Genomic DNA, 26,565 nt, shown 5'->3' with positions numbered 1-26,565 from the left:
ACCTATGAACCGTCTGCTCACGACATTGCTGGTATGGCTGCTGATGGCCGCGCTTCCGCTGCATGCGGTGGCTGCGTCCGTCAACATGTCCTGCGCGCCGGTTCAGCAACAATCCAGCCCGGCGCCGGCGGCCAAGCACGCGGCGCACGCCGCGGCCGACGATCCGCACGCGCACCATGGCATGCACGCCATGGACCCTGCCGACGCCCCGGCGCAAGGCGACTCTTCCGATAGCGGGATCGAAAAGCTTTCGCACTCGTCTTGCAGTGCATGCTCGGCATTCTGTATCGGCGCCGTTGCGCCGCCCTCTTCTTCGCTCTCCGTTCCCCGCTTCGATGGATCGGAAGCGGTCCTTGTCGCTTCCGCCGAGCTGGCCGGCGGTTTCATCCCCGACGGCCCGCAACGACCTCCACGGCAGTAATCCGCTTAGTCGACCAAGCCTTCGCGCCGGCACATCGCCGCGCCTGCGATGCGTCTTGGAGTTTGGTGCGCCTGCGTACCTCCTGACCGATTTCGAGGATTGAACAATGAAACTCAAGCTCTGGGCGGCTCTTTCCGCCCTGTCCGTTGCTGCGCTTGGCGCCCAGGCCCAGCAAGCGGCCCGGTCACCCGACCCGACCGATCCGTCCGCTGCCGTTCCTGCGACGGTGTATGCATCCGTGCTGACCGAACACCAGCCGCCGCCCGCGAACGGCGCGCAGCCGCCGGACAAGGCGTGGCGCGCTGCCAACGATGTTGTGGCGGGCCAGGCAGGCCACGCTGGCCACGGCAGTCACCCCGCCCCTGTCCAGGATGCGCCGCGCAAGGCGGCGCCGGCCGCTCCCGCCAAGGGCCACCACCAGCATCACTGAGCCGGAGCCGACCCATGAGAACAAGACAATCACACCCAGCCTTTCGCGGCCCGGCCCTTCGCAGTATCGCGATCGGCGCCATCGCCCTCACCCTGGGCGGTTGCGCCAGCTTTTCCAGGGACGGCGGCCTCGACGCCGTGTCGTCCATGACCACCGAGCGGATCGGCCAGGACATCCGCCTTCCGCGCGGCACCACTGCGGAAACCGGGGCCCAGGCCGAGCTGTCTGCGCTGCTCAGGCAGCCGCTGTCCGCCGACAGTGCCGTGCGCGTCGCCCTGCTGAACAACCGCGGCCTGCGTGCTTCGCTTGCCGAACTGGGCGTTGCCGAAGCCGACCTGGTACAGGCCGGCCGCATGGCGAATCCCTCCTTCAGCTTTGGCCGCACCTCGGGCGGCGGCGAAACCGAGATCGAACGCAGCGTCATGTTCGACCTGGTCGGGCTCCTCACGATCCCGCTGCGCCGGGACATCGAAGGGCGCCGCTTCGACAGTGCGAAGCTGGTTGCCGCTACCGAGGCGGTGCGCACGGCTGCGGACACGCGCAAGGCCTGGTTCAATGCGGTCGCGGCCGCGCAGACGGCCCGCTACGCGGAGCAGGTGCGCGAAGCGGCCCAGGCGAGCGCCGAACTGGCCACGCGCATGGCGAAAGTCGGCAACCTGAGCGCCCTCGACCAGGCGCGCGAACAGGCATTCTCCGCCGAAGCGAGTGCGCAGCTGGCGCGCTCGCGCCACAATGCGACGGCGGCGCGCGAGCAGCTGGCGAGGCTGATGGGCGTCTGGGGAGCGGATACGGCATTCCAGCTGCCCGACAGGCTTCCCGATCTGCCAGGCGCACCGCGCGAGCCCGGCAATATCGAGTCGCTCGCGATGCAGCAGCGTCTCGACGTCCGGCTGGCGAAGCTGAGCACAGAAGCGACCGCCCGCGCGCTGGGCCTGTCGAAGGCAACCGGCTTTGTCAACGTGCTCGAAGGCGGTTACGTGAACTCGAGCAAATCCGGCGAGCCACGCGAGAACGGCTACGAGATCGAGCTTGCCTTGCCGCTGTTCGACTGGGGCGGAGCCCGCATCGCAAAAGCCGAGGCGCTCTACATGCAGTCGGTGCATCGCACCGCCGATACCGCGATCACGGCCCGATCCCAGGTGCGGGAAGCGTATTCCGCCTACCGCACCAGCTACGACGTGGCCAGGCACTACCGCGACGAAATCGTCCCGCTGCGCAAGAAGATCTCGGAAGAGACCCTGCTGCGCTACAACGGGATGCTGATGAGCGTCTTCGAACTGCTGGCCGACGCACGCGCGCAAATCAGCGGCGTGAACGCGGCCATCGAGGCGCAGCGCGACTACTGGATCGCCGACACCGACCTGCAGGCTGCCATCAACGGCAGCGGCGGCGCCACGGTCGGCATGGCTGGCGGCGCCAGCGCGCAAGCCGCTGCCCCGGCACACTAAACAAGGAAACAAGCAATGAGTTCTCGTCGAGATTTCTTCACTGGCGCCGCCGCACTGGTTGGCGCCGGCCTGGTGAGCCGCGCCGGCGCGGCCACGCTGCCGGAAGCGCCCATCATGACATCCGCAGCGACGCAACCGCCGCCGCCGCCGCCCAACGGCCGCCCCTACCACCCGGTCGTCACCCTGAATGGCTGGTCGCTGCCCTGGCGCATGAACAATGGCGTCAAGGAGTTCCACCTGATCGCCGAACCCGTGGTGCGCGAGATCGCACCGGGCATGAAGGCGAACCTGTGGGGCTACAACGGCCAGAGCCCGGGCCCGACCATCGAAGTGGTCGAGGGCGACCGTGTCCGGATCTTCGTGACCAACAAGCTTCCGGAACATACCAGCATCCACTGGCATGGCCAGCGCCTGCCGAACGGCATGGACGGCGTGACGGGCCTGACCCAGCCCGGCATCCAGCCCGGAAAAACCTTTGTCTATGAGTTTGTCGCGCGCCGGCCGGGAACCTTCATGTATCACCCGCACGCGGACGAGATGGTCCAGATGGCGATGGGCATGATGGGCTTCTGGGTCACGCACCCGAAGAATCCGGCCCACCACCGGGTCGACCGCGATTTCGTCTTCCTGCTGAACGCCTACGACATCGAGCCGGGCAGCTATACGCCGCGCGTGAACGAGATGCTGGACTTTAATATCTGGACCTTCAACAGCCGCGTCTTCCCGGGCATCGACACGATGAACGTGCGCCAGGGCGACCGCGTGCGCATCCGCACCGGCAACCTGACCATGACGAACCACCCGATCCACCTGCACGGGCACGAGTTCGAAGTGACCGGCACCGACGGCGGCTGGACCCGCCCGGAGTCGCGCTGGCCGGAAGTGACCACCGACGTGGCGGTGGGCCAGATGCGCGCGATCGAGTTCATCGCCGACGAGCCGGGCGACTGGGCCTTCCACTGCCACAAGTCGCACCACACCATGAACGCCATGGGCCACGACGTCCCGACCCTGATCGGCGTCGACCACCGCGGCGTCGCCGAAAAGATCACGAAGCTGGTGCCGGACTACATGGTCATGGGCGAGAAAGGCGGTTCGATGGGCGACATGGAAATGCCGCTGCCGGACAACACGCTGCCGATGATGACCGGCCAGGGCCCCTTCGGCGGCGTCGAGATGGGCGGCATGTTCACGGTGCTGAAGGTGCGCAAGGACCAGAAGGCCGGCGACTACAAGGACCCGGGCTGGTACAAGCACCCGGCAGGAACGGTGGCCTACGAATGGAAGGGTGAGGCGCCGGCTGCGGTGCGCAGCCAGGATGCGGGCGGCCGGTCGATGCCCGCGGCAAAAACGCCCGAGGTCGAAGTCACGGTCCGCAAACCCAGGGGCCACCAGGGGCACCACTGACCAGCCCAGGATTTCCAAGCACTACAACTGAACCGACTCAACGAAAGGAAACACCATGAACGCATTCTCGACCCTGACCCTGGCCATCGTGCTGAGCGCAGCAAGCGCCATCGCATCCGCGCAGGACGGCCATGCTGGACACGGCGCGCACGGCGCCCATGCCGGCCACGCCGGCCATGAAGCGGCTCCCGCGGCAGAACTGACCGATGGCGAAGTGAAGAAGATCGACAAGGAGACCGGCAAGATCACCTTGCGCCACGGCGAGATCAAGAACCTCGGCATGGCCGCGATGACCATGGTGCTGCGCGTGAAGGATGCGGCGATGCTCGACCAGGTCAAGGTCGGCGACAAGGTCCGGTTCGCCGCCGATCGCGTCAACGGCGCGGTGACGATCGTGCAGTTGCAGAAGGCGCTGTAAGCTTTCTTCCCTGATTCCCGCCGCGGCGGGAATCAGACCTTGAAATCGTCGAACGCGACCTGCGTATCGTCCACGCCGATCTCGCGCAGCATCCTGCGGGTGGCGTCGAGCATTGCCGGCGGGCCGCACACGTAGAAGTCGAGCGACGCGATGTCGCCGCGCCCGCGCAGCAGGCCGTCGCGGACCGCCTCGTGCACGAGGCGCGCCTGTTCTCCTCCTTCGCCGCTTTCAGCTGCCGCCTCCGACAGCACCAGCTGCCAGCGGAAGTTGGGATGCCGCCTGGCGAACGCTTCCATCTCCTCGACATAGGGCGCATCACGCCGGCTGCGCGCACCGTACCAGAAATGCAGCGGCTCCCCGGCGCCCTTGTTGAGGAGTTCATGGATCATGGCGCGCAGCGGCGCCATGCCGGCCCCGCCGCCGATGAATACCTTCTCGCGGCTGCCGGGCTTGAGCGCGAAGTCGCCGAACGGCCCGCTGAAGCGGACTTCGTCGCCTTCCCTGAGCGTGTACATGTAGCCGCATCCCCGGCCCGGCCGTTCTCCAGGCATGAAGCGCACGAGGAAGGACAGCTGGCCGTCCATCTGCTCGACCGGAACCGAGATCGAGTAGCAGCGGCGCACCGGTGCATCGTTGCGCAGTTGCGCCGGGCCGCCCAGGTCACCCAGCGCGCGCCAGTCCTCGCGGTGATGCTCCGGGATGTCGATCTGGCCGGCCTCGCGCGCATAGGCCGGCACATGCACCTGCACATAGGCGCCGGGACGACAACGGATCGAACGCTGCGGCCGCAGCGTGATCTCGCGCAGGAACGGGGTCAGCGCCTTGATCCCGGTGACCGTGGCGGCATGCTCCTCCTGCAGCGCGGCGGTGTCCGCCACCGCGATGTCGAGGCTGCGTTTCACCGGAAGGTTGCAGGCCAGCCGGTAACCTGCCTCCAGCTTCCGCGGCGACAGCAAGGCCCGGTCGGCCGCCGTGGGCGCGGGCGCCTGGCCGACGCAGCGGACTTCGCACAGTCCGCAGCTTTGCCCGCCGCCGCAGTTCGACGGCAGCTGCAGGCCCGAGCGCGCCAGTGCCCGGAACACGGTGTCGCCCTCGGCCGCATCGATCGAGCGCGCCACGCGGCCATCGTCGCCGAGCAGGTTCACGCTGCGGCGCCGGCGCCAGCGCCCCGGCACGAACTCGGCAAGGCGTACGCTCGCGAACAGGAGCCAGACGCCCGTCAACGCCATCCACAGGCCGCCGATCGCACTCGACACCAGCAGCGAATTGTTGAAGTCGATGCGCTCGCTGTAATCCATGATGTGGAGCATCCAGAAGATGTCGAACAGCCGCCAGGTGCTGTTGCGGTGCTCGAGCACATTGCCGGACACGCTGGATACGTATACCGAGGTGTCGTCGGCGTCGGCGAAGTCGACCCGCCACACCGGCTCCTTGTGCGCACGCGTCTCCAGCGTGTAGTTCAGCAGGCGCGGGCTTGCCGGTTTGCCGGGACCCGCATAGGACGCCTGCGCGATCGCCTGCGCCAGCGGCGCGTCGACCGCCACGATACGGCCGTCGGCGGCGCCGACCAGCCAGCTGCGCTTGTCGTTCTGCAGGCGGTACACCGGGCGGTCGAGCAGCCAGCCCGATGTGATCGCCATGACCTGGTCGGCGCTTGCGGCGAGAACGGCATCGGGACCAAGCGCCGCGGCCGGCCAGCCGGCGGGCGCCGGCGGCTTGATGCGGAACTCGCGTCCCTGCACCTTGTCGGCATCAAGCAGGCTCATCATCACGCCGCTCGACATCCACAGCAGGAACTGGATCCCGATGACCAGTCCGACCCACTTGTGCAGCTTTCTCATCCAGAGACGCATGCCGTTTTCCTCCGCTGGAAACTGTAGAACAGCAGCCACACGCCGCTCAACGCAAACGCAAGGCCGCTGATCGACGCGACCCGCAGCAGCGTATTGTTGACGTTCTCGCGTTCTTCATAGTCCATGATATGGAACATCCAGAGGAAGTCGAACCAGCGCCACAGCTCATGGCGCCGAGCGACCAGGTCGCCCGAATAGGGCGAGAAATACAGCGTGCTCTTGCCGGGCTCGTCGTAATGGACGGCCCACAGCGGCGCCGGCCGCGCGCCGATCTCTTGCGGCGCCCTGGTAACCCACTCGATGCCGCGGATGCTGCCCTCCCCCACGTAGGCGGCGTCGGCCAGCGCTGCGATATTGTCCCGGTCGAGCGGACTGATGGTCTTGCCGCTCGCCGTATCGACCAGGCTCGTCGTCTTGCCCTGCCTGATTTCGTAGACTTCCCGGCCGAGCAGGCGCTTCATGCGGACCGACGTGATGCCCGGATGGTCCGCATGGAGCTGCGCCTGCGTGATGCGTGCGCTGGACGGCGCCAGCTGTTCGGTCGGCACGTGCGCCAGATGGTCGCCATGGACCACATCGAGCGGCACCACGACCATGTAGAGGCCGCTGATCATCCACAACAGGGCCTGCACCCCGATGACCAGACCGATCCATTTGTGCGCGCGGCGCACCCAGAAAGCTGATTGCATAGTATTGACAGTGTGATGAGTTACCCGGCCGGAGCTCAGAACCTGTAACCCAGGCGGACGTGCCAGCGACGCCCCAGCAGGTCGTAGGTCATCGTGTCGGTATTACCGTCGGTCCAGCTCTGGATGTACGGCGGGCGCTTGTCGAACAGGTTGTCGACCCCGAAGGAAATCGCCATCGCCTTGCCGAAGGCGTATTTGACACTGGCGTTGTGATAGAGGACGCTCGGTGCGCGCGCGCCGATATCTTCCGGTGCGGCGTTGATATCCTCGGCCTTGCCGATGTGCTGGACCGTGTACGAACCCGACCATGGCCCCTGTACCATCGTCAGGCTCGCGCTGGAGCGCCACTGCGCGTAGCTGCCGCGGCCACCGGTGATCTTGCCCGCATACTCGATCAGCTCGCCGCCTGGGAAAGGCGCGACATCGAACCGGTTCAGGCGCGAGACATCGGCCTGCAGCGACGAGGTCCAGCCGAACAGCGAGAAGTCGAGCAAGGCGCCAAGGTCGATCCCCGACACCCGCTGCTGGGCCGCATTGGCCGGCTGCGACGACAGGAAGTTGATTTCCCCGGTACGCGGATCGCGCGTGAAGCTCGATGGGTTGCAGAAAATGTGGTCCAGCCCCGGCGTGTTGTAGCACACCGCCAGCTTGGTCGACCCCGGCACGGTTTCGATCGCATTATCGATGTCGATCTTGAAGTAGTCGAGCGTCAGGGTCAGCGATTTTACGGGCGTCCATACCGCGCCCACCGTGAAGGTGTCGGCTTCTTCCGGCGCCAGCTTCGGATTGCCCCCGCCGGTGGTCAGGATCGACGGACCGAACTGGCGGAAGCCCACCGGCACGCCGGACGCCTGGCAGTTCTTGTAGACCGCCGAATTCGGGTCCAAGGTATTCCAGTTGTTGCATGGGTCGGTGGTCGTGAGGTTCCCCTCCGACACGCCGCCGAACAGCTCGGGAACGTTGGGGACACGGAATGCCGTGGAGCGGTTCGCACGCAGTTTCAGCGACGGGATGAGCTGCCAGTCCAGGCCCAGCTTGTAGGTGCCCTGGGAGCCGAACAGGCTGTAATCGGAGTAGCGCGCCGCGGCATTCAGGTTCAGGGCCTGCACCAGCGGCAGCTTCGCCAGCAGCGGCACGGACAGCTCGGCGAAGATCTCGCGCGCGCTGTATTCGCCGGCGATCGGATCCATGGCGGGCGTGTTGGCGGCGCCCGCGACGATCAGGCTGTCCGGATCGCGCCAGCCCTGCTCGCGGCGGTATTCGAAGCCCGAGGCGAATCCGACCGGACCGGCCGGCAGCGAAAACAGCTCGCCGCTGATGCTGGCGTTGAAACTCTTCTGGTCGTTGCCGCCGTGGTCGCGCGTGGTGAAGTGGATGTAGTCGAGGACCGCCGGGCTGAGCTTGCCATAGCCTAGGTAGTTGCCGCAAGGCGCGGCCGTCGGGCTTGTACCGCAGGTGGCGGCATTCAGGCTCGCATCGACGCGGTCGAGGTTGATGATGTTGGTCATCCCGTCGACACCGGTGTTGCGGCCCCAGTTCAGCGATGCCGACCAGTCCCAGGAATCGGCCAGCTGGCCCTGGAGCCCGGCGACCACGCGGACAGTGTTGGTCTCCTGGAAGAAGTGGCGCGGACCGGCCTCCGCCACGCGGCGCCGCTCCAGCGTCAGGTTCTGGCCGGTCGGATTGGTCGGGTGGTTCGCCGCGATGTTGATCGGCCGATAAGCACCGATGGTGCCCGGCGTTGCCAGCTGTCGGGACTTGCGGTTCGTGAACATCAGTTCGGTGAACAGGTCGACCTGCTGGTTGAGGCGCAGCTTGCCGAAAGCGCTGACGCCGATCCGCTTGATCGGGTTGACCGCGTTGAGAAAGGGGTTGCCGTTGTAGGCATGCCTGGCCGCGCTGTAGGTCTCGTAGCCGCGCGGATCGCCGTTGGGATCCTGGTTGAAGTTGACGCGGCGGCCATCCGCCAGGCGGGCGCGGCCGCCGATGGTCGACGAACTGCCCGAGCAGACCAGTTCTCCGTCTTCCTCGAACAGCGCGCAGGGCGCACGCGAGGCCAGGTTGACCGCTTCGCTTTCGGCGTAGTTCAGGGAGGAGACCAGCGAGCCCCGCTCGCCGCGCATGCCCCACACCAGGTCGACCGCTTTCTCGGCGCCGTCGCCGCGATCGGTCTTGCCGTAACGGACCGCCGCGTCCACGCCATCGAAAGCCTGCTTGGTGATGATGTTCACGACACCGGCGACCGCGTCGGCGCCGTAGATCGCCGAGGCGCCGTCCTTGAGCACTTCGATGCGCTCGATCATCGCCACCGGAATCATGTTCAGGTCGACGGCGCTGTTGGCCCCCGTCCCGCCGGAGACGACGCGGCGCCCGTTGAGCAGGACCAGTGTGCGGTCGATGCCGAGGCCGCGCAAGTTGACCTGTGTGGTCCCGTAGCCGTTGCTGGTCCAGTAGGCGCTCGACTGGCTGCCCGCGGCGCCGGCGGATGACGGCAGCCGCTGCAGCAGGGTCTCGATCGAAATCGCTCCGGAACGCTGGATGGCGTCGGCATCGATCACCGTCACTGGGCCCACGCCCGAAATCTGCTCCTGCCGCAGGTTGATCCGGCTGCCCGTGACCTGGACCCGTTCCATCCCCGGACCCGAGGATGGGCCGCCAGTCGTCGCTGCCTGCTGTGCGTGCGCGCCCTGCTGCACCAGCATCAGTGCAAGCGCGGCAGTGGTTGCTGGGATGTACTTGTAAGCCATTTACCCTCCGGGTTTCATTTTTTTGACGACGCACGACTCATTTTATTGCACGTGAGATATAAAGTGGCGTCAATATAGCGGTGGACACACTGCTGAGCGCCACACGCGGCGTTCGCATGCTATTGTTGCCCGGCACTATCGCACGCTGCCCGGTGACCCGCATGCATCCCTCCAACATCGTTCTCCTCGAATTCCATCCTGAGCGCGACGAGCTTTGCTACGGCAAGGAATTGCGCGACGGCCTGTCTGTGGCCCTGCGCATGGGCAGCTCGCTGTGGCTCGCCAACGACGAATCGGTCAGCCTCGAGCGCTTGACCGTGTGCGAGAAGGACAGCACGGGGCGCAGCAGCTTCGCCGGCGAGCACCGCCAGTACGCGCTGCACGACTTCCTCGACCTGCCGCTGCCGGCGCACGGCGAGACGCAGGACGATATCAACGAAGCCGACATCGAGGGCCTGGCCTGCGACGGCAAGTACCTGTGGCTGGCCGGTTCGCACAGCCTGCGGCGCAAGCAGCCCAAGGGCGACGAGGGCGTGAAGAAGGCCCACAAGCGCCTGGCCAGCGTGAGCGCCGACGGCAACCGCTACCTGCTGGCGCGCATCCCGGTGGTGCCGGACGGCGACGGCTATACCCTGGAAAAGGAAGCCAGCCACAAGGGCAAGACGCGCAGCGCCGCCCTGCTGCGCGGCGATGAGCACGGCAACGAACTGACCGCCCTGCTGCGCCAGGACGAGCACCTCGGCCCCTTCCTCGCCGTCCCCGGCAAGGACAACGGCTTCGACATCGAAGGCGTGGCGGTGGCCGGCAAGCACCTGCTGCTCGGCCTGCGCGGCCCGGTGCTGCGCGGCTGGGCAATGGTGGTGGAAGTGGCGCTCGTGGACGACGAGCAGCCCGGACGGCTGCGCCTGGCGCCGGTGCATGACGATGGCCGCCTCTACGCCAAGCACTTCCTCGACCTGGGCGGACTCGGGATCCGCGACCTGTGCGTGCAGGGCAAGGACATCCTGATACTGGCCGGACCGACCATGGACCTGGACGGCCCGGTGAGCCTGTTCCGCTGGCGCGGCGCCGCCGTGCCCGGCAAGGAATGCGTGGTGGCCGCCGAGGAACTGGAACGGGTCCTCGAGCTGCCTTTCGGCCGTGGGGTCGACCATCCGGAAGGCATCGCCCTGTATGCGGTCGACCGCGACGGCGCCGACGCGCTGCTGGTGGTGCACGACTCCGCTTCGCCCGGCCGGCAGATCGGCGACAGCACCCTGGTGGCGGACGTCTTTACGCTGCCGCCCCGGGAGCGCGGCAAGGCAAGCAAAACCGCCAAGCCTGCAAAATAGCGCAGATTTCTGAAAATTTCCGCACGCCCGTGATTTTTGTTGAATTTCGTGCCCCGGTGCGGGTGCTATTCTCGCGCCCTCGCTTCGAATTCAGTGCAATGACTCCCAAGAATACCCTGCGCGCACTGCTCGCGCTCATGTTCGCCTGCGGCATGGCCGATGCCTTGTATGGCGCCCAGCATGTCCGGATGCCGGCCTGGTGGGCACTGCTGTCCGCCTTCCTGCTGAACTTCCTGCCCTACTACTGGTACCGCCTGGACAGCGAAGCGCGCAGCTTCCGCCGCTCGCGCTGGATGAGCTCTGCGGTGGTGGGCATCTCCCCGCTCGGCATCCCGCTCTACCTGCTGCGCAGCCGTCCGCAAGGCCGCCGCCTGGGCTCGCTGGCGCGCATGTCGGGCTTCCTGCTGCTGATGGTCGGCGCCTCGGCCGGGGGCGTATTCGCCTTCATGGTCATGCCCGGCTAAAAAGGCGATGGCGCGCTCGCCACGTTGTAGCAATCAGGAAATTGCAATACTATCCGACACACGCCGCCGTGTTGCCGGCGTCGAAACATTCCAAGGATCTCCCGCATGAAGATGTCTCCCCTGCCCTTGTTGCTGGCCGCGTGTTTCGGCTCGGCCGTCCTGACTCCGGCACAGGCTGCCAAGACCACCACGGCCGCGCCGGCGGCCGGGCTGAAAGTGGACTACCAGAAGTTTACTCTGCCCAACGGCCTCGATGTGATCCTGCACGTCGACCGTTCCGATCCGGTGGTGGCCGTCAACCTGACCGCCCACGTGGGCTCGGCACGCGAAAAAGCCGGACGCACCGGCTTCGCCCACCTGTTCGAGCACCTGCTGTTCCTGGAATCCGAACACCTGGGCAAGGGCGGCCTTGACAAGATGAGCGCCCGCATCGGCGGCTCCGGCGCCAACGGTTCGACATCAACGGACCGCACCAACTACCTGCAGACCGTCCCCAAGGACGCGCTCGAGAAGATGATCTGGGCCGAGGCGGACAAGCTGGGCTGGTTCATCAATACCGTCACCGACCCGGTGCTGGCCAAGGAAAAGCAGGTCGTCAAGAACGAGAAGCGCCAGGGCGTCGACAACGCCCCCTATGGCCACACCCGCTACGTGATCAACAAGGCCTTGTACCCGCTCGATCATCCGTACAACTGGCAGGTGATCGGTTCGCTCGACGACCTGCAGAACGCCACCCTCGACGACGTCAAGGAATTCTTCCGCCTGTGGTACGTGCCGAACAACGTGACCCTGGTGATCGCCGGCGATTTCGACCCGGCCCAGGCCCGCAAATGGGTGGAGAAATACTTCGCCGAGATCAAGCGCGGCGCGCCGATGAAGCCGCTGGCCAAGCGCCCGGGGAAGCTGGAACGGACCGTCAAGCTGGCCCACGAGGACAATTTCGCCAAGCTGCCCGAGCTGAACATGGCCTGGCCGACCGTCGAGGACCTGCACCCGGACGCCTATGCGCTGGAAGTCCTGGCCGAGTACCTGTCGCAGACCAAGCGCGCACCCTTCTACCAGGTGCTGGTCGAAGACGGCAAGCTGGCGCCAAATGTCCAGATCAGCAACCAGTCGGCCGAGATCGCCGGCCAGTTCATGCTGCGCGTGCGCGCCTTCGAGGGCAAGCCGCTCGACCAGGTGGCGAGCGCGATCGACGCGGCATTCGCCAAGTTCGAACGCGAAGGCATCCCGGAGCGCGACCTGAACCGCATCAAGGCCGGCCTCGAGACCCGCTTCTACAGTTCGGTGTCCAGCGTGCTCGGCAAATCGGCCCTGCTGGCCGAATACAACTACCTGACCGGCAATCCGGGCTATGTCGAGGAAAGCGTCAGGAAGACACTGGCAGTCAGCGCCGCCGATGTGCGACGCGTGTACGACACCTATATCAAGGGCAAGCCGTACGTTGCCACCAGTTTCGTCCCGAAAGGCAAATTGGCGCTCACGCTGAGCGGCTCGTCGAAAGCCGACGTGGTCGAAGAGCAGGTGGTGCAAGGCGCCGAAACTGCGGTCGACGCCAGCAAGAATGCCGAGTACACCCGCACCGCCTCCTCCTTCGACCGCAGCAAGGAGCCGCCATACGGCGCCGCGCCGGAGGTGAAAGTGCCGCAGGTGTGGAATGCGACGCTGCCGAACGGCATGCGCGTGCTCGGCATCGAGAACCGCGAGGTGCCGCTGGTGCAGTTCGATATCGCGATCGACGGCGGCCTGCTGCTCGACCAGCCCGAGAAGGTGGGCGTGGCCAACCTGATGGCGCGCATGATGACGCAGGGAACCGCGCGCAAGACCCCGCAAGAGCTGGAGGAAGCCATCCAGGGGCTGGGCGCGAGCATCAATGTGTTTGCGCGCCAGGAAGACGTGCGCATCGCCGTGACGACCCTTGCCCGCAATTACGACGCCACCCTCGACCTGGTCCGGGAAATCCTGCTGGAGCCGCGCTGGGACGAGAAGGAATTCGCCCTGGTCAAGCAGAGCGTACTGAGCCAGATTCGCCAGCAGGAAGCCGATCCGAACGCGCTGGCCAGCAGCAACTTCAACAAGCTCATCTACGGCAAGGACGACCCGCGTTCGCGCAACATCCTCGGCACCGCCGCCAGCGTGAATGCGATCGGCATCGACGACCTGAAGGCCTATTACCGCACCAAGCTGTCGCCGTCGAACGCGCGCATGCACGTGATCGGCGCGCTGCCGAAAGCGGCCGTGACCCGCCCGCTGGCCGGACTCGGCCGCGAGTGGAAAGCCAGGCAGGTAAGTTTGCCCGCGGCGACGCCGGCAAGCGGCCAGGCGCCCGCCAAGGTGTATTTCGTCGACGTGCCCGACGCCAAGCAATCGGTGCTGCACATCGGCTACCGCGCGCTGGCGGCGACCGATCCGGACTATTACCCGGCCACCGTGACCAATTACATCCTGGGCGGCGGCGGGTTTGCATCACGCCTGACGCAGGAACTGCGTGAAGGCAAGGGCTATACCTACGGCATCCGCTCGGGCTTCAGCGGCAGCAAGGCGGCCGGCCCCTTCATCATTTCCAGCGGCGTGCGCAGCAATGTCACGCTCGAGTCAACCCAGCTGGTGAAGCAGATCCTGCAGGACTACGCCCCCACCTACTCGGCGGCCGACCTGGAAACCACCAGGAACTTCCTGGTCAAGAGCAATGCGCGGGCCTTCGAGACCGCGGCGGCCAAGCTGGACATGCTCGACAACATCAGCAAGTACGGCTGGCGCGCCGATTACGTCAAGGACCGGGAACGGATCGTCAAGGGGATGACCCTGCCGCAGGTGCAAGCCCTGTCGCAAAAATATCTCGACCCGTCGAAGATGGTGTGGCTGGTGGTGGGCGACGCCAAGACCCAGCTGCCGCGGATGAAGGAACTGGGCTTCGAGGAGCCGGTGCTGATCGCCCGCTGATCGCCAACCACGCGGCTGGTGCAGGCATGCGCCCGCTATTCGCCGTTTTTGTTAAGGTAGCTGCAAGGCCGCGCGCTGCGCGGCGACCTTTTTACGAATGGAGAACAGCATGCGCAAGATGATCCTGATGGCCATTGCAGGCCTGCTCTGGAAGAAGTTCGGCGGCAAGACCGCACAACGTTTCCCTATGGGCCGCGGCGGCTATCGCCGCTTCTGATGTTTCGTAGGGTGGTCGGCTCCGCCGACCGCGCGTTCAACCATCGGACGCTTTGCCGTAACGCTTGCACTGGCTGAACACGTGGGCGGGTGACCCGCCCACCCTACGATTCGATGCTGATCCAACACGATTCGCCCGGCGCGCCTTCCTTGCAGTAGAATCGCTGGCTTTAAGGCAACACTTTCCTTAGGGCCGACGATGGACGACGCGAAGCATGAACTCAAACGTGGCTTAAAGAACCGCCACATCCAGCTGATCGCCCTCGGCGGCGCCATCGGTACCGGCTTGTTCCTGGGCGTCGCCCAGACCATCCAGCAAGCCGGCCCCTCCGCCCTGCTCGGCTATGCCATTGCCGGGCTGATCGCCTTTCTCATCATGCGCCAACTCGGCGAGATGATCGTCGACGAGCCGGTCGCCGGCTCGTTCGGCTATTTCGCCAGCAAGTACGGCAGCCCGATGGCCGGCTTCGTCTCCGGCTGGAATTACTGGGTGATGTACATCCTCGTCAGCATGGCCGAGCTCTCCGCACTCGGCATCTACGTCCAGTACTGGTTTCCCGAGATCCCCACCTGGGTGTCGGCGCTCGCCTTTTTCGTCCTCGTCAACCTGCTGAGCCTGATGAACGTGAAGGCCTTCGGCGAGCTCGAATTCTGGTTCTCGATCGTCAAGGTGGCGGCGGTGGTCGGCATGATCCTGTTCGGAACCTACCTCTTGATCAGCGACACCGCGGGCCCGCAGGCCGGCGTGGCCAACCTGTGGCAGCACGGCGGTTTCTTCCCGAACGGCTTCGCCGGCCTGGCGCTGTCGATGGCGGTGATCATGTTCTCCTTCGGCGGCCTGGAGATGATCGGCATCACCGCCGCCGAAGCGGACAATCCCGGCCGCACCATCCCGCGCGCCATCAACCAGGCCATCTGGCGCATCGCCATTTTCTATGTGGGCGCGCTCGCCGTGCTCCTGATGCTGTATCCGTGGCAGAAAGTCGTCACCGGCGGCAGCCCCTTCGTGCTGATCTTCGCAGCCCTGGACAGCAATGTCGTGGCCAACATCCTGAACCTGGTGGTACTGACGGCCGCGCTGTCGGTATATAACGGCTGCGTGTACGCCAACAGCCGCATGCTGTTCGGCCTGGCCGAACAGGGCAACGCCCCGCGCGCCCTGCTCAAGGTGTCGACACGCGGCGTGCCCCTCGCGGCCCTCGCGGTGTCGGCGATCGCCACGGGCATCTGCATCTGCATCAATTATTTCATTCCCCGGGATGCCTTCGGCATGCTGATGGGCCTGGCCGTGGCCGCGCTGGTCATCAACTGGGGCATGGTGTGCTGGAGCCACCTGCGCTTCCGCCGCGCCAAGGCGGCTGCCAGCCAGGCCACCGCCTTCCCCAGCCCCTTGTTCCCGCTCACGAACTACCTGTGCCTGGTTTTCCTGCTGGGCATCGTGGTGGTGATGTACCTGACGCCGGGACTGCGCATGTCGGTCTGGCTGATTCCCGCCTGGCTTGCCTTGCTGGCCTTCGGCTACCGCCTGCGCCTGCGCACTGGCAGCGGCAGCGCCGCCACGACCCTCGTAAAGACGCCATAAAGCGACAGCCTGGCGAGGTTTCATACCAGGCAAGACAAATTGTCATCTTGCGCTAGCTCAACAACCGAGCGCTTGATAAAGTATGACTCCATCCCCGGGCCGGCCATCAGCCGCCCGGTTGCCGATCACCATCAGCCGGAGGAGTCAGCTTGAAAAAGATTGTCGCCAGTGTTGTCGCCGTTGCCCTGTTCGCAGCCGACGCCAGTACGTTCGTCGCAGCGCAGGACTATACCAAGTACAGTCAGGAAGCCCTGGACAAGGAACTGGCGCAGATCGCCACGTCGCGCCTGAGCGTGATGGTGCGCATGCGCGACGGCGTCGGGCTATCGACCGACATCTACATGCCGAAGAACGCCAAGGGCAAGCTTCCCGTCATCCTGTGGAAGACGCCCTACAACGAGGGCAAGCTCAAGGGCGGCACCCTGCGCTACGTGATGGAATCGGTCAAGCGTGGCTATGTCTTCATCGTCCAGAACGAACGCGGCCGCTATTTCTCGCAGGGTAAATGGGAAATCCTGGGTAACCCGCAGACCGACGGCTACGACACCCTGAGCTGGATCGCCCAGCAGGACTGGTCCAACGGCAAGGTCGGCACCCTGGGTTGCTCCTCGTCGGCCGAATGGCAGCTGGCCCTGGCCGGCCTGAACCACCCGGCGCACGCGGCCATGGTGCCGATGGCCTCCGGCGCCGGCATCGGCAAGGTGGGGCGCTTCCAGGAACAGGGCAACTGGTACACCGGCGGCGTGCCGCGCAACCTGTTCTTCGTGTGGCTGTATGGCGTCGACAATCCGCTGCGCGCCGAGCTGCCGGCCTCGCTCACGGACGAGAAGATGCGCGCGCGCATCGAGGCCTACAACGACCTGGACCCGGCCAAGCCGAAGGTCGACTGGAACAAGCAGATCAAGCACCTGCCGGTCGACCAGCTGCTGTCCTCGCTGGGCGAACCGGCCGGCACCTTCGAGCAGCTGATCGCCCGCGGTCCGGCCGACCCTGGCTGGCGCAAGGGCGGCCTGTACCACGAAGGCATGGGCTGGGGCGTGCCCGCGCTCTGGTTCAACAGCTGGTACGACGTCTCGATCGGCCCCAACCTCGAACTGTTCAACCATGCACGCGCGGCCGGCACCGACAAGGAAGCCAGCGCCAACCAGTACGCGGTGGTGGCGCCGAACGTGCACTGCGCGTTTTCCCGGCTCGGCCCGAACACGACCATCGGCGAGCGCGCCATGGGCGACACCAGCTTCGACGTCGACGGCGCCATCTACGGCTGGTTCGACCGCTGGCTCAAGGGCGACACCAAGGCCTTCCCGTCGACCACGCCGCACGTGCGCTACTTCGAGATGGGCGCCAACCAGTGGCGGAACGCCGGCACCTGGCCGCCGGAAAGGGCCAAGCCGATGCGCCTGTACCTGCGCTCCGGCGGCCGTGCCAACTCGCTGCATGGCGACGGCCGCCTGCTGCCTGAAGCGCCGGCAGCGAACGAAGCTGCCGACCGCTACCGCTACGACCCGATGAACCCGGTGCAGACCATCGGTGGCGGCGACTGCTGCAACGGCGGCATCGTCGTGCCCGGCGCGTTTGATCAGCGCCCGGTCGAGGCGCGCGCCGACGTGCTGGTCTACACCAGCGACCCGCTGCCGAAAGCGGTCAGCGTGGCCGGCTTCGTCGACGCGGTGCTGAAAGTCTCGTCGAGCGCGAAGGACACCGACTTCGCCGTCAAGCTGGTCGACGTGGCACCGGACGGCACCGCCTGGATCATCGGCGACACCATCTTCCGCGCCCGCTACCGCAATGGTTTCGATAAGCCCGAGATGATGAGCCCAGGCCAGGTGGTGACCATCCGCCCGACCCCGATCGCCACCGCGATCCAGTTCGGCGCGGGCCACCGCATCCGGGTCGAGGTGACCTCGTCGAACTTCCCGAAATTCGTGCGCAACCTGAATACCGGTGGGCCGAACGAGACCGAGAAGGCCGGGGTCATCGCGGATAATGCGCTGCACCACGACGCGGGCAACCAGAGTTATATCGAGCTGCCGGTCGTGCGCTGATCGTGCACTGACCCGGACCGCCCGCGAACCGTGCGCCGGCAGGCATGCCGGCGCACGGCCCCTGGCCTATCCGGTGGCGTCCAGCGCCGCCGCTTCCTGCTGCGCCCCCTCCTCCATCCGGCGCACGATGTCGACAAACGGCATCGGCCGCCCGAACAGCCATCCCTGCGCATACTGCACCCCGTGCCCGAGCAGGAAGTCCGCCTGGGCCTGGCTTTCCACCCCTTCCGCGATCATCTGCAAGCCAAGGTCCCTGGCCATGTGGATGATGTGCCCGACCACCTGGCTGGTCGGCGCACCGGTGCCGATCGCCTCGATGAAGCTGCGGTCGATCTTCAGGTAATCGAGTTCCAGTGTTTCGAGGTAGGACAGGCTCGAGTAGCCGGTGCCGAAATCGTCGATCGCGATCGCGAAACCCAGGCGCCGCAGCATGCCCGAGGTCTCGCGCGCGACAAACGGGTCGAGCAGCCCGCGTTCCGTGACTTCGATGATGATGCTGGATGGACTCGCCCCCATGTGGCGGAGCATGCGCTGCAGGCTGTCGAGGAAGCCGGGCGAATGGAAGTCGGCCGCCGCGACATTGATGCCGATATGAAATTGCGGGTGCGCCTCCAGGTAGAAACCGGTATCGCGGCACATCAGCTGCAGCACCTGCTGCGTGAGCTTGCCGATCATGCCGTTGTGCTCGGCGATCGGGACGAACAGGTCCGGCATCACGATCTCGCCGGTAGGGCGGCGCCAGCGCACCAGCGCCTCGACCCCGATCCAGCGCCCGCTGCACAGTTCGACCACCGGCTGGTACTCGAGGAAGAACTCCTTGCGCCGCAGGGCAGCCTTGACGGCCTTCGGCAAGGCCATCTGCTGGCGCGCAAGGTACAGGATGGCGAGGGTCAGTGCGATGCCGGCCGCCAGGCCGGCAGGCACCAGGCGCCCCTCTGCTTCTTGCGAGCGGACCTTCATGTAGCGCAGCGGCACCGCGGCGATGCCGGCCACGCGGTATTCCGGCGAACGCACCACGGCGACGATCTGGCCGGCATCCACGAACACCCGCTCGTGCTCGTTTCCTAGGCGCTTCAGCCATGCGGGATCGACTCGGCCGCGAACACTGACCGGTTCCGAAAAATCCAGCGATACGACAGCCAGCGACACGTCCGGCTCGCTCCGGGCCGTGTCGATGGCCAATTGTGAATGCAGGATGCCGGCAACATGTCCGTACTGGAGCACCAGGAAGGTTTGCTGCGGCGCGAACGGAAAACGCACGTCCTTGCGCACGATGGCGCCCATCGGACTGGCGTAATCGGGCGGACCCAGTTCGAGCACGCGGGCCGTACCCACGATCGACGAGCACAGCATGCGGTCGCCCTCGACGTAGCCGATGGCCTGGATGTAGCTCGAACCCAGGTCGATCTCGCGCATGTCGTCGATGCTGGCGGGCGCGCATGGCGCGGCCCCATGCGCAGCGAGCCGCTCAGCGGCGGCACGCACCTGCCGGGCGGTCTCGTTTGTGCGCAGCACGACGTCGCGGGCAAACCCCAGCGCGTGCGCACTTTCGGCCTTGAACGCCTGACGCTCGGATTCCTCGATCGCCAGCGAGATCGGCAGGCCGATCCCGGCGCCGGCGACCAGCAGCGTCAAGAGCACGACGGCAGTTTTTTTCATGATTCCTGCGAACGGGCATGAACAGGGTGCTGCGCCGGTCCATACTACAGACGCCGCGCGCGGCGCGCAAATCCGCAGGGTCGCCGGCGCCGCTATGCTGCATAGCAATATGAAAATAGTTCGCCAAAGCCTTCGTGTGCGCGGCGCTTGGCCGTATCATGCTTGCCGCAAGTCACCTTACAAAGGGGAAGCGTTTATGAGTCAGAGTAAGCCTCTGTCGCTGCATGTACCGGAGCCTACCGGCCGCCCGGGCTGCAAGACCGATTTTTCGTATTTGCAATTGAGTCCTGCCGGATCCGTCCGGCGTCCGCCCATCGATGTGGCGCCGCTCGACACGAGCGACATCGCGACCGGCCTGATCCGTGTCCTGGACGAGAACGGCGACGCCGTCGGTCCCTGGGCGCCCGAGGTCGCACCCGAACTGCTGCGCTTCGGCCTGCGCACCATGATGAAGACCCGCATCTTCGACGCGCGCATGGTCATCGCCCAGCGCCAGAAGAAAATGTCCTTCTATATGCTCTCGCTCGGCGAGGAAGCCATCGGCACCGCCCAGGCGCTGGCCCTGGAAGACGGCGACATGCATTTCCCGACCTACCGCCAGCAAAGCCTGCTGTTCGCCAAGCAGGTGCCGCTGGTCGAGATGATCTGCCAGCTGCTGTCCAACGAGCGCGATCCGCTCAAGGGCCGCCAGCTGCCGGTGATGTACTCGGTGCGCCGCGCCGGCTTCTTCACCATTTCCGGCAACCTGGCCACCCAGTACCCGCAAGCGGTGGGCTGGGCCATGGCCTCGGCCATCAAGGGCGATACCAAGATCGCGTCGGCCTGGATCGGCGACGGCGCCACCGCCGAATCCGATTTCTCCACCGCCCTCACCTTCGCCCACGTGTACCGCGCGCCGGTCATCCTCAACGTGGTCAACAACCAGTGGGCGATCTCGACCTTCCAGGCGATTGCCGGCGGCGAGAGCGTCACCTTCGCCACCCGCGGCATCGGCAGCGGCATCGCGTCGCTGCGCGTGGACGGCAACGATTTCCTGGCGGTCCTGAGCGCCTCGCGCTGGGCCGCCGAACGCGCGCGTTCCAACCTGGGACCGACCCTGATCGAATGGGTCACCTACCGTGCCGGTCCGCACTCGACCTCGGACGACCCTTCGCGCTACCGCCCGGCGGACGACGTCCAGCACTTCCCGCTGGGCGACCCGATCGTGCGCCTGCGCCAGTACCTGACCAAGCAGGGCTGGTGGTCCGATGCCGAGCACGAAGCCGTGCAGGCCGAGCTCGAAGCGGAAATCCTCGCGGCCCAGAAAGAGGCCGAGTCCCACGGCATCCTGGGCGACGAACGCGCCCCGAGCGCCGCGACGATGTTCGAGGACGTGTACAAGGACATGCCGGAGCACCTGCGCCGGCAGCGACAGGAACTGGGAGTATGAGCATGGCGCGTGACGATCAAGCAGTAGACAAGGACACGGCCACCATGCCGATGACCATGATCCAGGCGCTGCGCTCGGCCATGGATGTGATGATGGAGCGCGACCCCAACGTGGTCGTGTTCGGCCAGGACGTCGGCTTCTTCGGCGGCGTGTTCCGCGTGACCGACGGCCTGCAGGCCAAGTACGGCAAGTCGCGCGTGTTCGACGCGCCGATTTCCGAAGGCGGCATCGTCGGCACCGCGGTGGGCATGGCGGCCTACGGCCTGCGCCCGGTCATCGAGATCCAGTTCGCCGACTATTTCTATCCGGCGACCGACCAGATCGTGTCCGAGGCGGCGCGCCTGCGCTACCGCTCGGCGGGCGAGTTCACCTCGTCGATGGTGATCCGCATGCCTTGCGGCGGCGGCATCTACGGCGGCCAGACCCACAGCCAGAGCCCGGAAGCCTTCTTCACCCACGTGTGCGGCCTGCGCACGGTGATGCCGTCCAATCCCTACGATGCAAAAGGTCTCCTGATCGCCTCGATCGAGAACGACGATCCGGTGATCTTCCTCGAACCCAAGCGCCTGTACAACGGGCCGTTCGACGGCCATCACGACCGTCCGGTGGTGGCGTGGTCCGGCCACGCGCTCGGCAACGTGCCGACCGGCTACTACAAGGTCGACCTCGACAAGGCGTCCATCGTACGTCCGGGCAATGACGTGACGGTGCTGGCCTACGGCACCATGGTATGGGTGTCGGAAGCGGCCGCACGTGAAAGCGGCATCGACGCCGAGGTCATCGACCTGCGCAGCATCTGGCCGCTCGACCTCGAGACCATCGTCAACTCGGTCAAGAAGACCGGGCGCTGCGTGATCGTGCACGAGGCCACCCGCACCAGCGGCTTCGGCGCCGAACTGGCGGCGCTGGTGCAGGAACACTGCTTCTACCAGCTGGAGGCGCCGATCGAGCGCGTCACTGGCTGGGACACCCCGTATCCGCATGCGCAGGAATGGGCTTACTTCCCGGGGCCCGACCGTGTCGGCGCGGCCCTGAAACGTGCGCTGGAGGGTAAATAAGATGGGCATTCACGTCATTAAAATGCCGGACCTGGGCGAAGGCATCGCCGAAGTCGAAGTGGTCGCCTGGCACGTACAGCCGGGCGATACGGTCAAGGAAGACCAGGTGCTGGCCGACGTCATGACCGACAAGGCCACCGTCGAGATCCCCTCGCCGGTCGCGGGCACCATCACCAGCCTGGGCGGCGCGGTCGGCCAGGCGCTGGCCGTGGGCGCGGAACTGATCCGCCTCGAGGTCGAAGGCGCCGGTAATTTCTCGGGTGAGAAAGCGAAACAGGAACCGGTGAAATCCGCCGCGGCGACCGCCCCGGCCGAGGAAGTCGGCGATCCGCAGCTGGCGGCGGTGGCCCACGCCGAAGCGTCCTCCGGCGCATCGGCGAAGGCGCCGGCACCCCCTGCCCCGCCGCCACCGAAGGCCCCGGCGCCGCAGTCGCGCGGTTACCAGAACGGCCCGGCGCCGATGCGCGCCGACGGTGAAAAGCCGGTGGCCGCGCCGGCCGTGCGCCAGCGCGCCTGGGACCTCGGCATCGAGCTGCAGTTCGTGCACGGCAGCGGCCCTGCGGGACGCATCACCCACGCCGACCTCGACGCCCACGTGGCGGGCCGCCGCGGCGGCAGCCAGGGCGCGGGCGGCGACAATCGCTATGCGAAACGCGAAGGCGAATTGGCGACGCCGGTGATCGGCCTGCGCCGCAAGATCGCCGAGAAGATGCAGGAAGCCAAGCGCCAGATCCCGCACTTCACGTATGTCGAAGAGATCGACGTCACCGAACTGGAACTGCTGCGTGCCCAGCTCAACGCCAGGTACGGCGCCGAGCGCGGCAAGCTGACCCTGCTGCCGCTCCTGATGCGCGCCGTGGTGCTGGCGCTGCGCCAATACCCGATGATGAACGCGCGCTACGACGACGCCAACAACCTGCTCACCCAGTACGAGCCGGTCCACCTGGGCATCGCGGCCCAGACCGAGGCCGGGCTGATGGTGCCGGTGGTTCGCCACGCCGAGGCGCGCACTCCCTGGGACAGCGCCGCCGAGGTGGCGCGCCTGGCGGAGGCCGCGCGCACCGGGAAAGCGACGCGCGACGAGCTCACGGGTTCCACCATCACCATCACCAGCCTGGGCCCGCTGGGCGGCATCGTCACCACCCCGGTCATCAACCGGCCGGAAGTGGCGATCATCGGCACCAACCGCATCGTCGACCGTCCGGTCATCCGCGACGGCGCCATGGTGGCGCGCAAGATGATGAACCTGTCCTCGTCTTTCGATCACCGGGTCATCGACGGCCAGGTGGCGGCCAAGTTCATCCAGGCGATCCGGGGCTACCTCGAAACCCCGGCGACCATCTTCGTGGAGTAAAGGCATGGAGACACTACACACTACTTTACTCATCATCGGCGGTGGCCCGGGCGGCTACGTGGCCGGCATCCGCGCCGGCCAGCTGGGCGTGCCGACCATCCTGGTCGAAGGCGCCACGCCGGGCGGCACCTGCCTAAACATCGGCTGCATCCCCTCGAAGGCCCTGATCCACGCCGCCGACGAGTTCTGCAAGGCGCGCAGCTATGCGGCCGAGACTTCGCCGCTGGGGATCAGCTTCGGCACGGCCGCGGCCGCGGTCGAGCCGCGCATCGACCTGGAGCGGACGGTGGCCTGGAAGGACGGCATCGTCAAGAAGCTCACCGGCGGCGTCGGTGGCCTGCTCAAGAAGAACGGCGTCAAGCTGGTGAACGGCTGGGCCACCATCCTGGACGGCAAGACGGTCGAGGTGCGCGCGGAAGGCGAAGCGGAAGCATCGGTGCGCATTCGCTGCGAGCATATGCTGCTGGCAGCCGGTTCGGTGCCGGTCGAACTGCCCTTCATGCCCTTCGGCGGTCCGGTCATTTCCTCGACCGAGGCGCTGTCGCCGGGCGACATCCCGCAACGGCTGGTGGTGGTCGGCGCCGGCTACATCGGCCTGGAACTGGGCACCGCCTACCGCAAACTGGGCAGCCAGGTGACGGTGGTGGAAGCGGCCGACCGTATCCTGCCGGCCTACGATGCCGATCTCGTGAAACCGGTGGCGGCGGCACTGAGCCGGCTCGGCGTGGAACTGCGCCTGGCCACCTCGGTGCTGGGGATGGACGAGGATGGCCAGCGGGTGCGCGTGCGCGACGCCTCCGGCGTCGAAGCCCTGCTGGAAGCGGACCGCGTGCTGGTGGCGGTCGGGCGCAAGCCGCGGACGGTCGGCTGGGGCCTGGAAAACCTGATGCTGGACATGGATGGCCGCGCGATCCGGGTCGACGACCAGTGCCGCACCTCGATGCGCAACGTGTGGGCGATCGGCGACCTGGCCGGCGAACCGATGCTGGCGCACCGCGCGATGGCACAGGGCGAGATGGTGGCCGAGATCGTGTCCGGCAAGCGCCGCCACTTCGCGCCCGCGGCGATTCCGGCGGTGTGCTTCACCGATCCGGAGATCGTCGTGGTGGGCATGTCGCCGCTGGATGCCGACAAGGCCGGCATCGAGATCGTCACCGCCAACTTCCCGTTCAGCGCCAACGGCCGCGCGATGACCATCGAAAGCACGGACGGTTTCGTGCGCGTGGTGGCGCGCAAGAGCGACCACCGCATCATCGGCTGGCAGGCCGTGGGCGGCGCCGTGTCGGAACTGGCGGCCGGCTTCACGCAGTCGATCGAACTGGGCGCCCAGCTGGAAGACATCGCCGGCACCATCCATGCGCATCCGACCCTGGGCGAAGCCGTCCAGGAAGCGGCCTTGCGGGCGCTGGGACACGCGCTGCATATCTAAGCCCCTCAGGCGCCCACCCTCGATACGCGTAGGGTGGGCGGCTTCACCCTCGCAGGTGATCATGCCTGCGCCTCGGACGCCGCCCACGCGTTCAAATCCAAGGAGAATAGTCGCCGCATCCGTTCCAGCGGGAGTTGAACGCGTGGGCGGCATTTGCGTTGGCGATGTGCTGCTTCCCATGGTGAAGCCGCCCACCCTACGTGGCTTTACCTATTATCCTTTGCCAAGATCCACTTATAGGCAAACGATATATGCATATATCGTTACAATTGCAAACAATATTTGCACTTTTGTACCACGTGAAAGATTGCGATTAACGTATCCCAGCTGCAATAATCGCACCGCGCTCGGGAATTAGCCCCAGCGCATCACCGGAAAGAAAAGAGGCACATAATATGTTCAAGAAAATTGCAGCTGCCACTGCCCTGATTCTCGCGTCGTCGGCAAGCTTCGCCGCGCAACCGAATACCTTCTATGCCGGCGCCGACATCGGCCGCACCAGGATCGACGACGTCTCCGGCCGCGACACCAGCGTCGGCGCCTTTGTCGGCTACAACTTCCACCAGAACTTCGCGGTCGAAGGCGGCTACCGTCGTCTGGCGGACAAGGATATCCGCTTCAGCGGCATCGACACCAATGTGCGCGCCGACCAGCTGGCGCTGTCGGTGGTCGGCAGCCTGCCGGTCGCTGACAGCCTCAGCGTGTACGGCCGACTGGGCCTGAACCGCCTCGAAGTGAAGGGCAGCGCCGGCGGCTTCAGCGCCAAGGAATCGGACACCAAGGCCCTGTACGGCGTCGGCGTCAGTTACGCCTTCACCCCGGCAGTGTCGGCCCGCCTCGAGGTGCAGAAGCCCGCCAGTGACGCGACCAACCTGAGCGCAGGCGTGGCCTTCCAGTTCTAAGCCGCGCTGTCGGTTTCACGCCCGGCCCCGGCCGGGCTTTTTTCATGGCGAGTCGATAACACCGCGCCCAGCCGCAGCGCCGAATCAACCACGCTGTCGATGCCTGGCGTGTAGCCCATGTCGATCCAGCGCAGCGCGATATGGATCACCCCGCCGACCACGCCGGCCTGCAGCAGTTCGTCATCCGGCGCGCCTGGCGGGGCCACGATACGCGCAACCTCGCGCCCGATCGCGCGCAGCGCCGCGTCGAAGGCGTGGTCCACCGCGCGGCTGACGCCGCGGATCTCGACCAGGAACACCCGGGCCGAGCGCGGCTCGCGCTGTAGCGCGGCAAAGTAGGCGTGCAGCATGGCGCGCGAGCGTGCGATGCGTCCGCGCCCCGCTTCCCTGGCGGCGCGGGTGATCTCGCCCAGCACCGAGTAAGTCACCGCATTGAACGAGTCAATCAGCAGCGCTTCGCTGTTGGGGAAGGATTCGTAGAAATAGCGCTCGGTCAGGCCGGCTTCCTCGCAGACCGCCTTGACGGTGGCCTGGTGATAACCGCGCTCGCCATAGACGGCAATCGCGGCGGCCATCAGGCGTGCGCGGCGGTCGGCGCGCCGTTCTTCCTGCGACAGCCCGCGGTAGGAACGGGGTGGGGTGAGCTCTGCTTTCATGGCGACATTCTACACAGAAACTTGTCGCCGCCATGTTGACCATGCGAAGGGTCGCGCCCAGGCTGCGGCGCGCATCGCCGAACC

At 66.3% G+C, this 26,565-nt stretch carries 20 protein-coding genes; 15 read left to right on the top strand and 5 right to left on the bottom strand.

All coding sequences use genetic code 11. The features are described 5' to 3' along the window. The first annotated feature begins 4 nt into the window (after nucleotides 1-4). The 5 genes from AC56LU_RS01980 to AC56LU_RS01960 all read left to right on the top strand — a co-directional run bounded on the left by AC56LU_RS01980 (nucleotide 5) and on the right by AC56LU_RS01960 (nucleotide 4,124). A complete protein-coding gene (locus AC56LU_RS01980) occupies nucleotides 5-421 on the top strand; it encodes a hypothetical protein (protein WP_497173912.1) in 417 nt (138 codons plus the stop codon). 106 nt (nucleotides 422-527) lie between these two features. Further along, nucleotides 528-851 carry a hypothetical protein gene (locus tag AC56LU_RS01975; RefSeq protein ID WP_497173911.1) on the top strand — a complete coding sequence of 108 codons (324 nt, stop codon included), beginning with the start codon at nucleotides 528-530 and terminating at the stop codon, nucleotides 849-851. A gap of 14 nt (nucleotides 852-865) precedes the next feature. Further along, a complete protein-coding gene (locus AC56LU_RS01970; RefSeq protein WP_497173910.1) occupies nucleotides 866-2,299 on the top strand; it encodes a TolC family protein in 1,434 nt (477 codons plus the stop codon). Nucleotides 2,300-2,314: 15 nt separating this feature from the next. Further along, entirely contained in the window at nucleotides 2,315-3,706 is a 1,392-nt protein-coding gene (locus tag AC56LU_RS01965) for a multicopper oxidase family protein (RefSeq protein WP_497173909.1), read from the top strand. Between the two features lie 55 nt (nucleotides 3,707-3,761). Continuing rightward, the gene (locus AC56LU_RS01960) at nucleotides 3,762-4,124 is read left to right on the top strand and encodes a copper-binding protein (RefSeq protein ID WP_497173908.1); all 363 of its coding nucleotides are present in this window, start codon (nucleotides 3,762-3,764) and stop codon (nucleotides 4,122-4,124) included. Between the two features lie 32 nt (nucleotides 4,125-4,156). Here AC56LU_RS01960 and AC56LU_RS01955 read toward each other — a convergent pair whose 3' ends face one another. The 3 genes from AC56LU_RS01955 to AC56LU_RS01945 are packed head-to-tail and all read right to left on the bottom strand — an operon-like array spanning nucleotide 4,157 to nucleotide 9,413. Beyond that, nucleotides 4,157-5,977, bottom strand: coding sequence for a 2Fe-2S iron-sulfur cluster-binding protein (locus AC56LU_RS01955; protein WP_497173907.1), 1,821 nt, complete (start codon nucleotides 5,975-5,977; stop codon nucleotides 4,157-4,159). After that, nucleotides 5,962-6,666 (bottom strand): PepSY domain-containing protein, encoded by a 705-nt coding sequence (locus AC56LU_RS01950; RefSeq protein ID WP_497173906.1) that lies wholly within the window; start codon nucleotides 6,664-6,666, stop codon nucleotides 5,962-5,964. The genes AC56LU_RS01955 and AC56LU_RS01950 overlap by 16 nt, the downstream gene beginning before the upstream one ends. A gap of 35 nt (nucleotides 6,667-6,701) precedes the next feature. Beyond that, a complete protein-coding gene (locus AC56LU_RS01945) occupies nucleotides 6,702-9,413 on the bottom strand; it encodes a TonB-dependent receptor (RefSeq protein ID WP_497173905.1) in 2,712 nt (903 codons plus the stop codon). Between the two features lie 161 nt (nucleotides 9,414-9,574). Between AC56LU_RS01945 and AC56LU_RS01940 the strand changes: the two genes are divergently transcribed. From AC56LU_RS01940 to AC56LU_RS01920, 5 genes are all read left to right on the top strand, one after another. Continuing rightward, the gene (locus AC56LU_RS01940; protein WP_497173904.1) at nucleotides 9,575-10,744 is read left to right on the top strand and encodes a DUF3616 domain-containing protein; all 1,170 of its coding nucleotides are present in this window, start codon (nucleotides 9,575-9,577) and stop codon (nucleotides 10,742-10,744) included. Nucleotides 10,745-10,842: 98 nt separating this feature from the next. Next, nucleotides 10,843-11,208 carry a hypothetical protein gene (locus AC56LU_RS01935; RefSeq protein WP_497173903.1) on the top strand — a complete coding sequence of 122 codons (366 nt, stop codon included), beginning with the start codon at nucleotides 10,843-10,845 and terminating at the stop codon, nucleotides 11,206-11,208. A 105-nt stretch (nucleotides 11,209-11,313) separates the two neighbouring features. Beyond that, nucleotides 11,314-14,151: a M16 family metallopeptidase gene (locus tag AC56LU_RS01930; RefSeq protein WP_497173902.1), complete on the top strand. Its 2,838-nt coding sequence runs from the start codon at nucleotides 11,314-11,316 to the stop codon at nucleotides 14,149-14,151. Between the two features lie 415 nt (nucleotides 14,152-14,566). Continuing rightward, nucleotides 14,567-15,949, top strand: a complete 1,383-nt coding sequence (locus AC56LU_RS01925; protein WP_497173901.1) for an amino acid permease — start codon at nucleotides 14,567-14,569, stop codon at nucleotides 15,947-15,949. Nucleotides 15,950-16,098: 149 nt separating this feature from the next. Further along, on the top strand, nucleotides 16,099-17,994 hold the full coding sequence (locus AC56LU_RS01920; protein ID WP_497173900.1) for a CocE/NonD family hydrolase: 1,896 nt from the start codon (nucleotides 16,099-16,101) through the stop codon (nucleotides 17,992-17,994). A gap of 66 nt (nucleotides 17,995-18,060) precedes the next feature. On the opposite strand, the gene AC56LU_RS01915 is transcribed toward AC56LU_RS01920, so the two are convergent. Beyond that, the gene (locus AC56LU_RS01915) at nucleotides 18,061-19,653 is read right to left on the bottom strand and encodes an EAL domain-containing protein (RefSeq protein ID WP_497173899.1); all 1,593 of its coding nucleotides are present in this window, start codon (nucleotides 19,651-19,653) and stop codon (nucleotides 18,061-18,063) included. 196 nt (nucleotides 19,654-19,849) lie between these two features. Here AC56LU_RS01915 and AC56LU_RS01910 point away from each other — a divergent pair, with 196 nt between their 5' ends. The 5 genes from AC56LU_RS01910 to AC56LU_RS01890 all read left to right on the top strand — a co-directional run bounded on the left by AC56LU_RS01910 (nucleotide 19,850) and on the right by AC56LU_RS01890 (nucleotide 25,825). Continuing rightward, nucleotides 19,850-21,082 carry a 3-methyl-2-oxobutanoate dehydrogenase (2-methylpropanoyl-transferring) subunit alpha gene (locus AC56LU_RS01910; RefSeq protein ID WP_497173898.1) on the top strand — a complete coding sequence of 411 codons (1,233 nt, stop codon included), beginning with the start codon at nucleotides 19,850-19,852 and terminating at the stop codon, nucleotides 21,080-21,082. A 44-nt stretch (nucleotides 21,083-21,126) separates the two neighbouring features. After that, nucleotides 21,127-22,140, top strand: coding sequence for an alpha-ketoacid dehydrogenase subunit beta (locus AC56LU_RS01905; RefSeq protein WP_497174205.1), 1,014 nt, complete (start codon nucleotides 21,127-21,129; stop codon nucleotides 22,138-22,140). 1 nt (nucleotide 22,141) lies between these two features. Beyond that, nucleotides 22,142-23,494 carry a dihydrolipoamide acetyltransferase family protein gene (locus AC56LU_RS01900; protein ID WP_497173897.1) on the top strand — a complete coding sequence of 451 codons (1,353 nt, stop codon included), beginning with the start codon at nucleotides 22,142-22,144 and terminating at the stop codon, nucleotides 23,492-23,494. 4 nt (nucleotides 23,495-23,498) lie between these two features. Beyond that, nucleotides 23,499-24,923: a dihydrolipoyl dehydrogenase gene (lpdA, locus tag AC56LU_RS01895; RefSeq protein ID WP_497173896.1), complete on the top strand. Its 1,425-nt coding sequence runs from the start codon at nucleotides 23,499-23,501 to the stop codon at nucleotides 24,921-24,923. A gap of 395 nt (nucleotides 24,924-25,318) precedes the next feature. Further along, nucleotides 25,319-25,825: an outer membrane beta-barrel protein gene (locus tag AC56LU_RS01890; protein WP_497173895.1), complete on the top strand. Its 507-nt coding sequence runs from the start codon at nucleotides 25,319-25,321 to the stop codon at nucleotides 25,823-25,825. Here AC56LU_RS01890 and AC56LU_RS01885 read toward each other — a convergent pair. Further along, entirely contained in the window at nucleotides 25,822-26,481 is a 660-nt protein-coding gene (locus AC56LU_RS01885; protein ID WP_497173894.1) for a TetR/AcrR family transcriptional regulator, read from the bottom strand. The genes AC56LU_RS01890 and AC56LU_RS01885 overlap by 4 nt on opposite strands. Nucleotides 26,482-26,565 lie beyond the last annotated feature (84 nt).

The sequence above is a fragment of the Telluria sp. PB2R4 genome, assembly GCF_059685695.1.
This window is presented reverse-complemented; position numbering and strand designations above follow the sequence as displayed.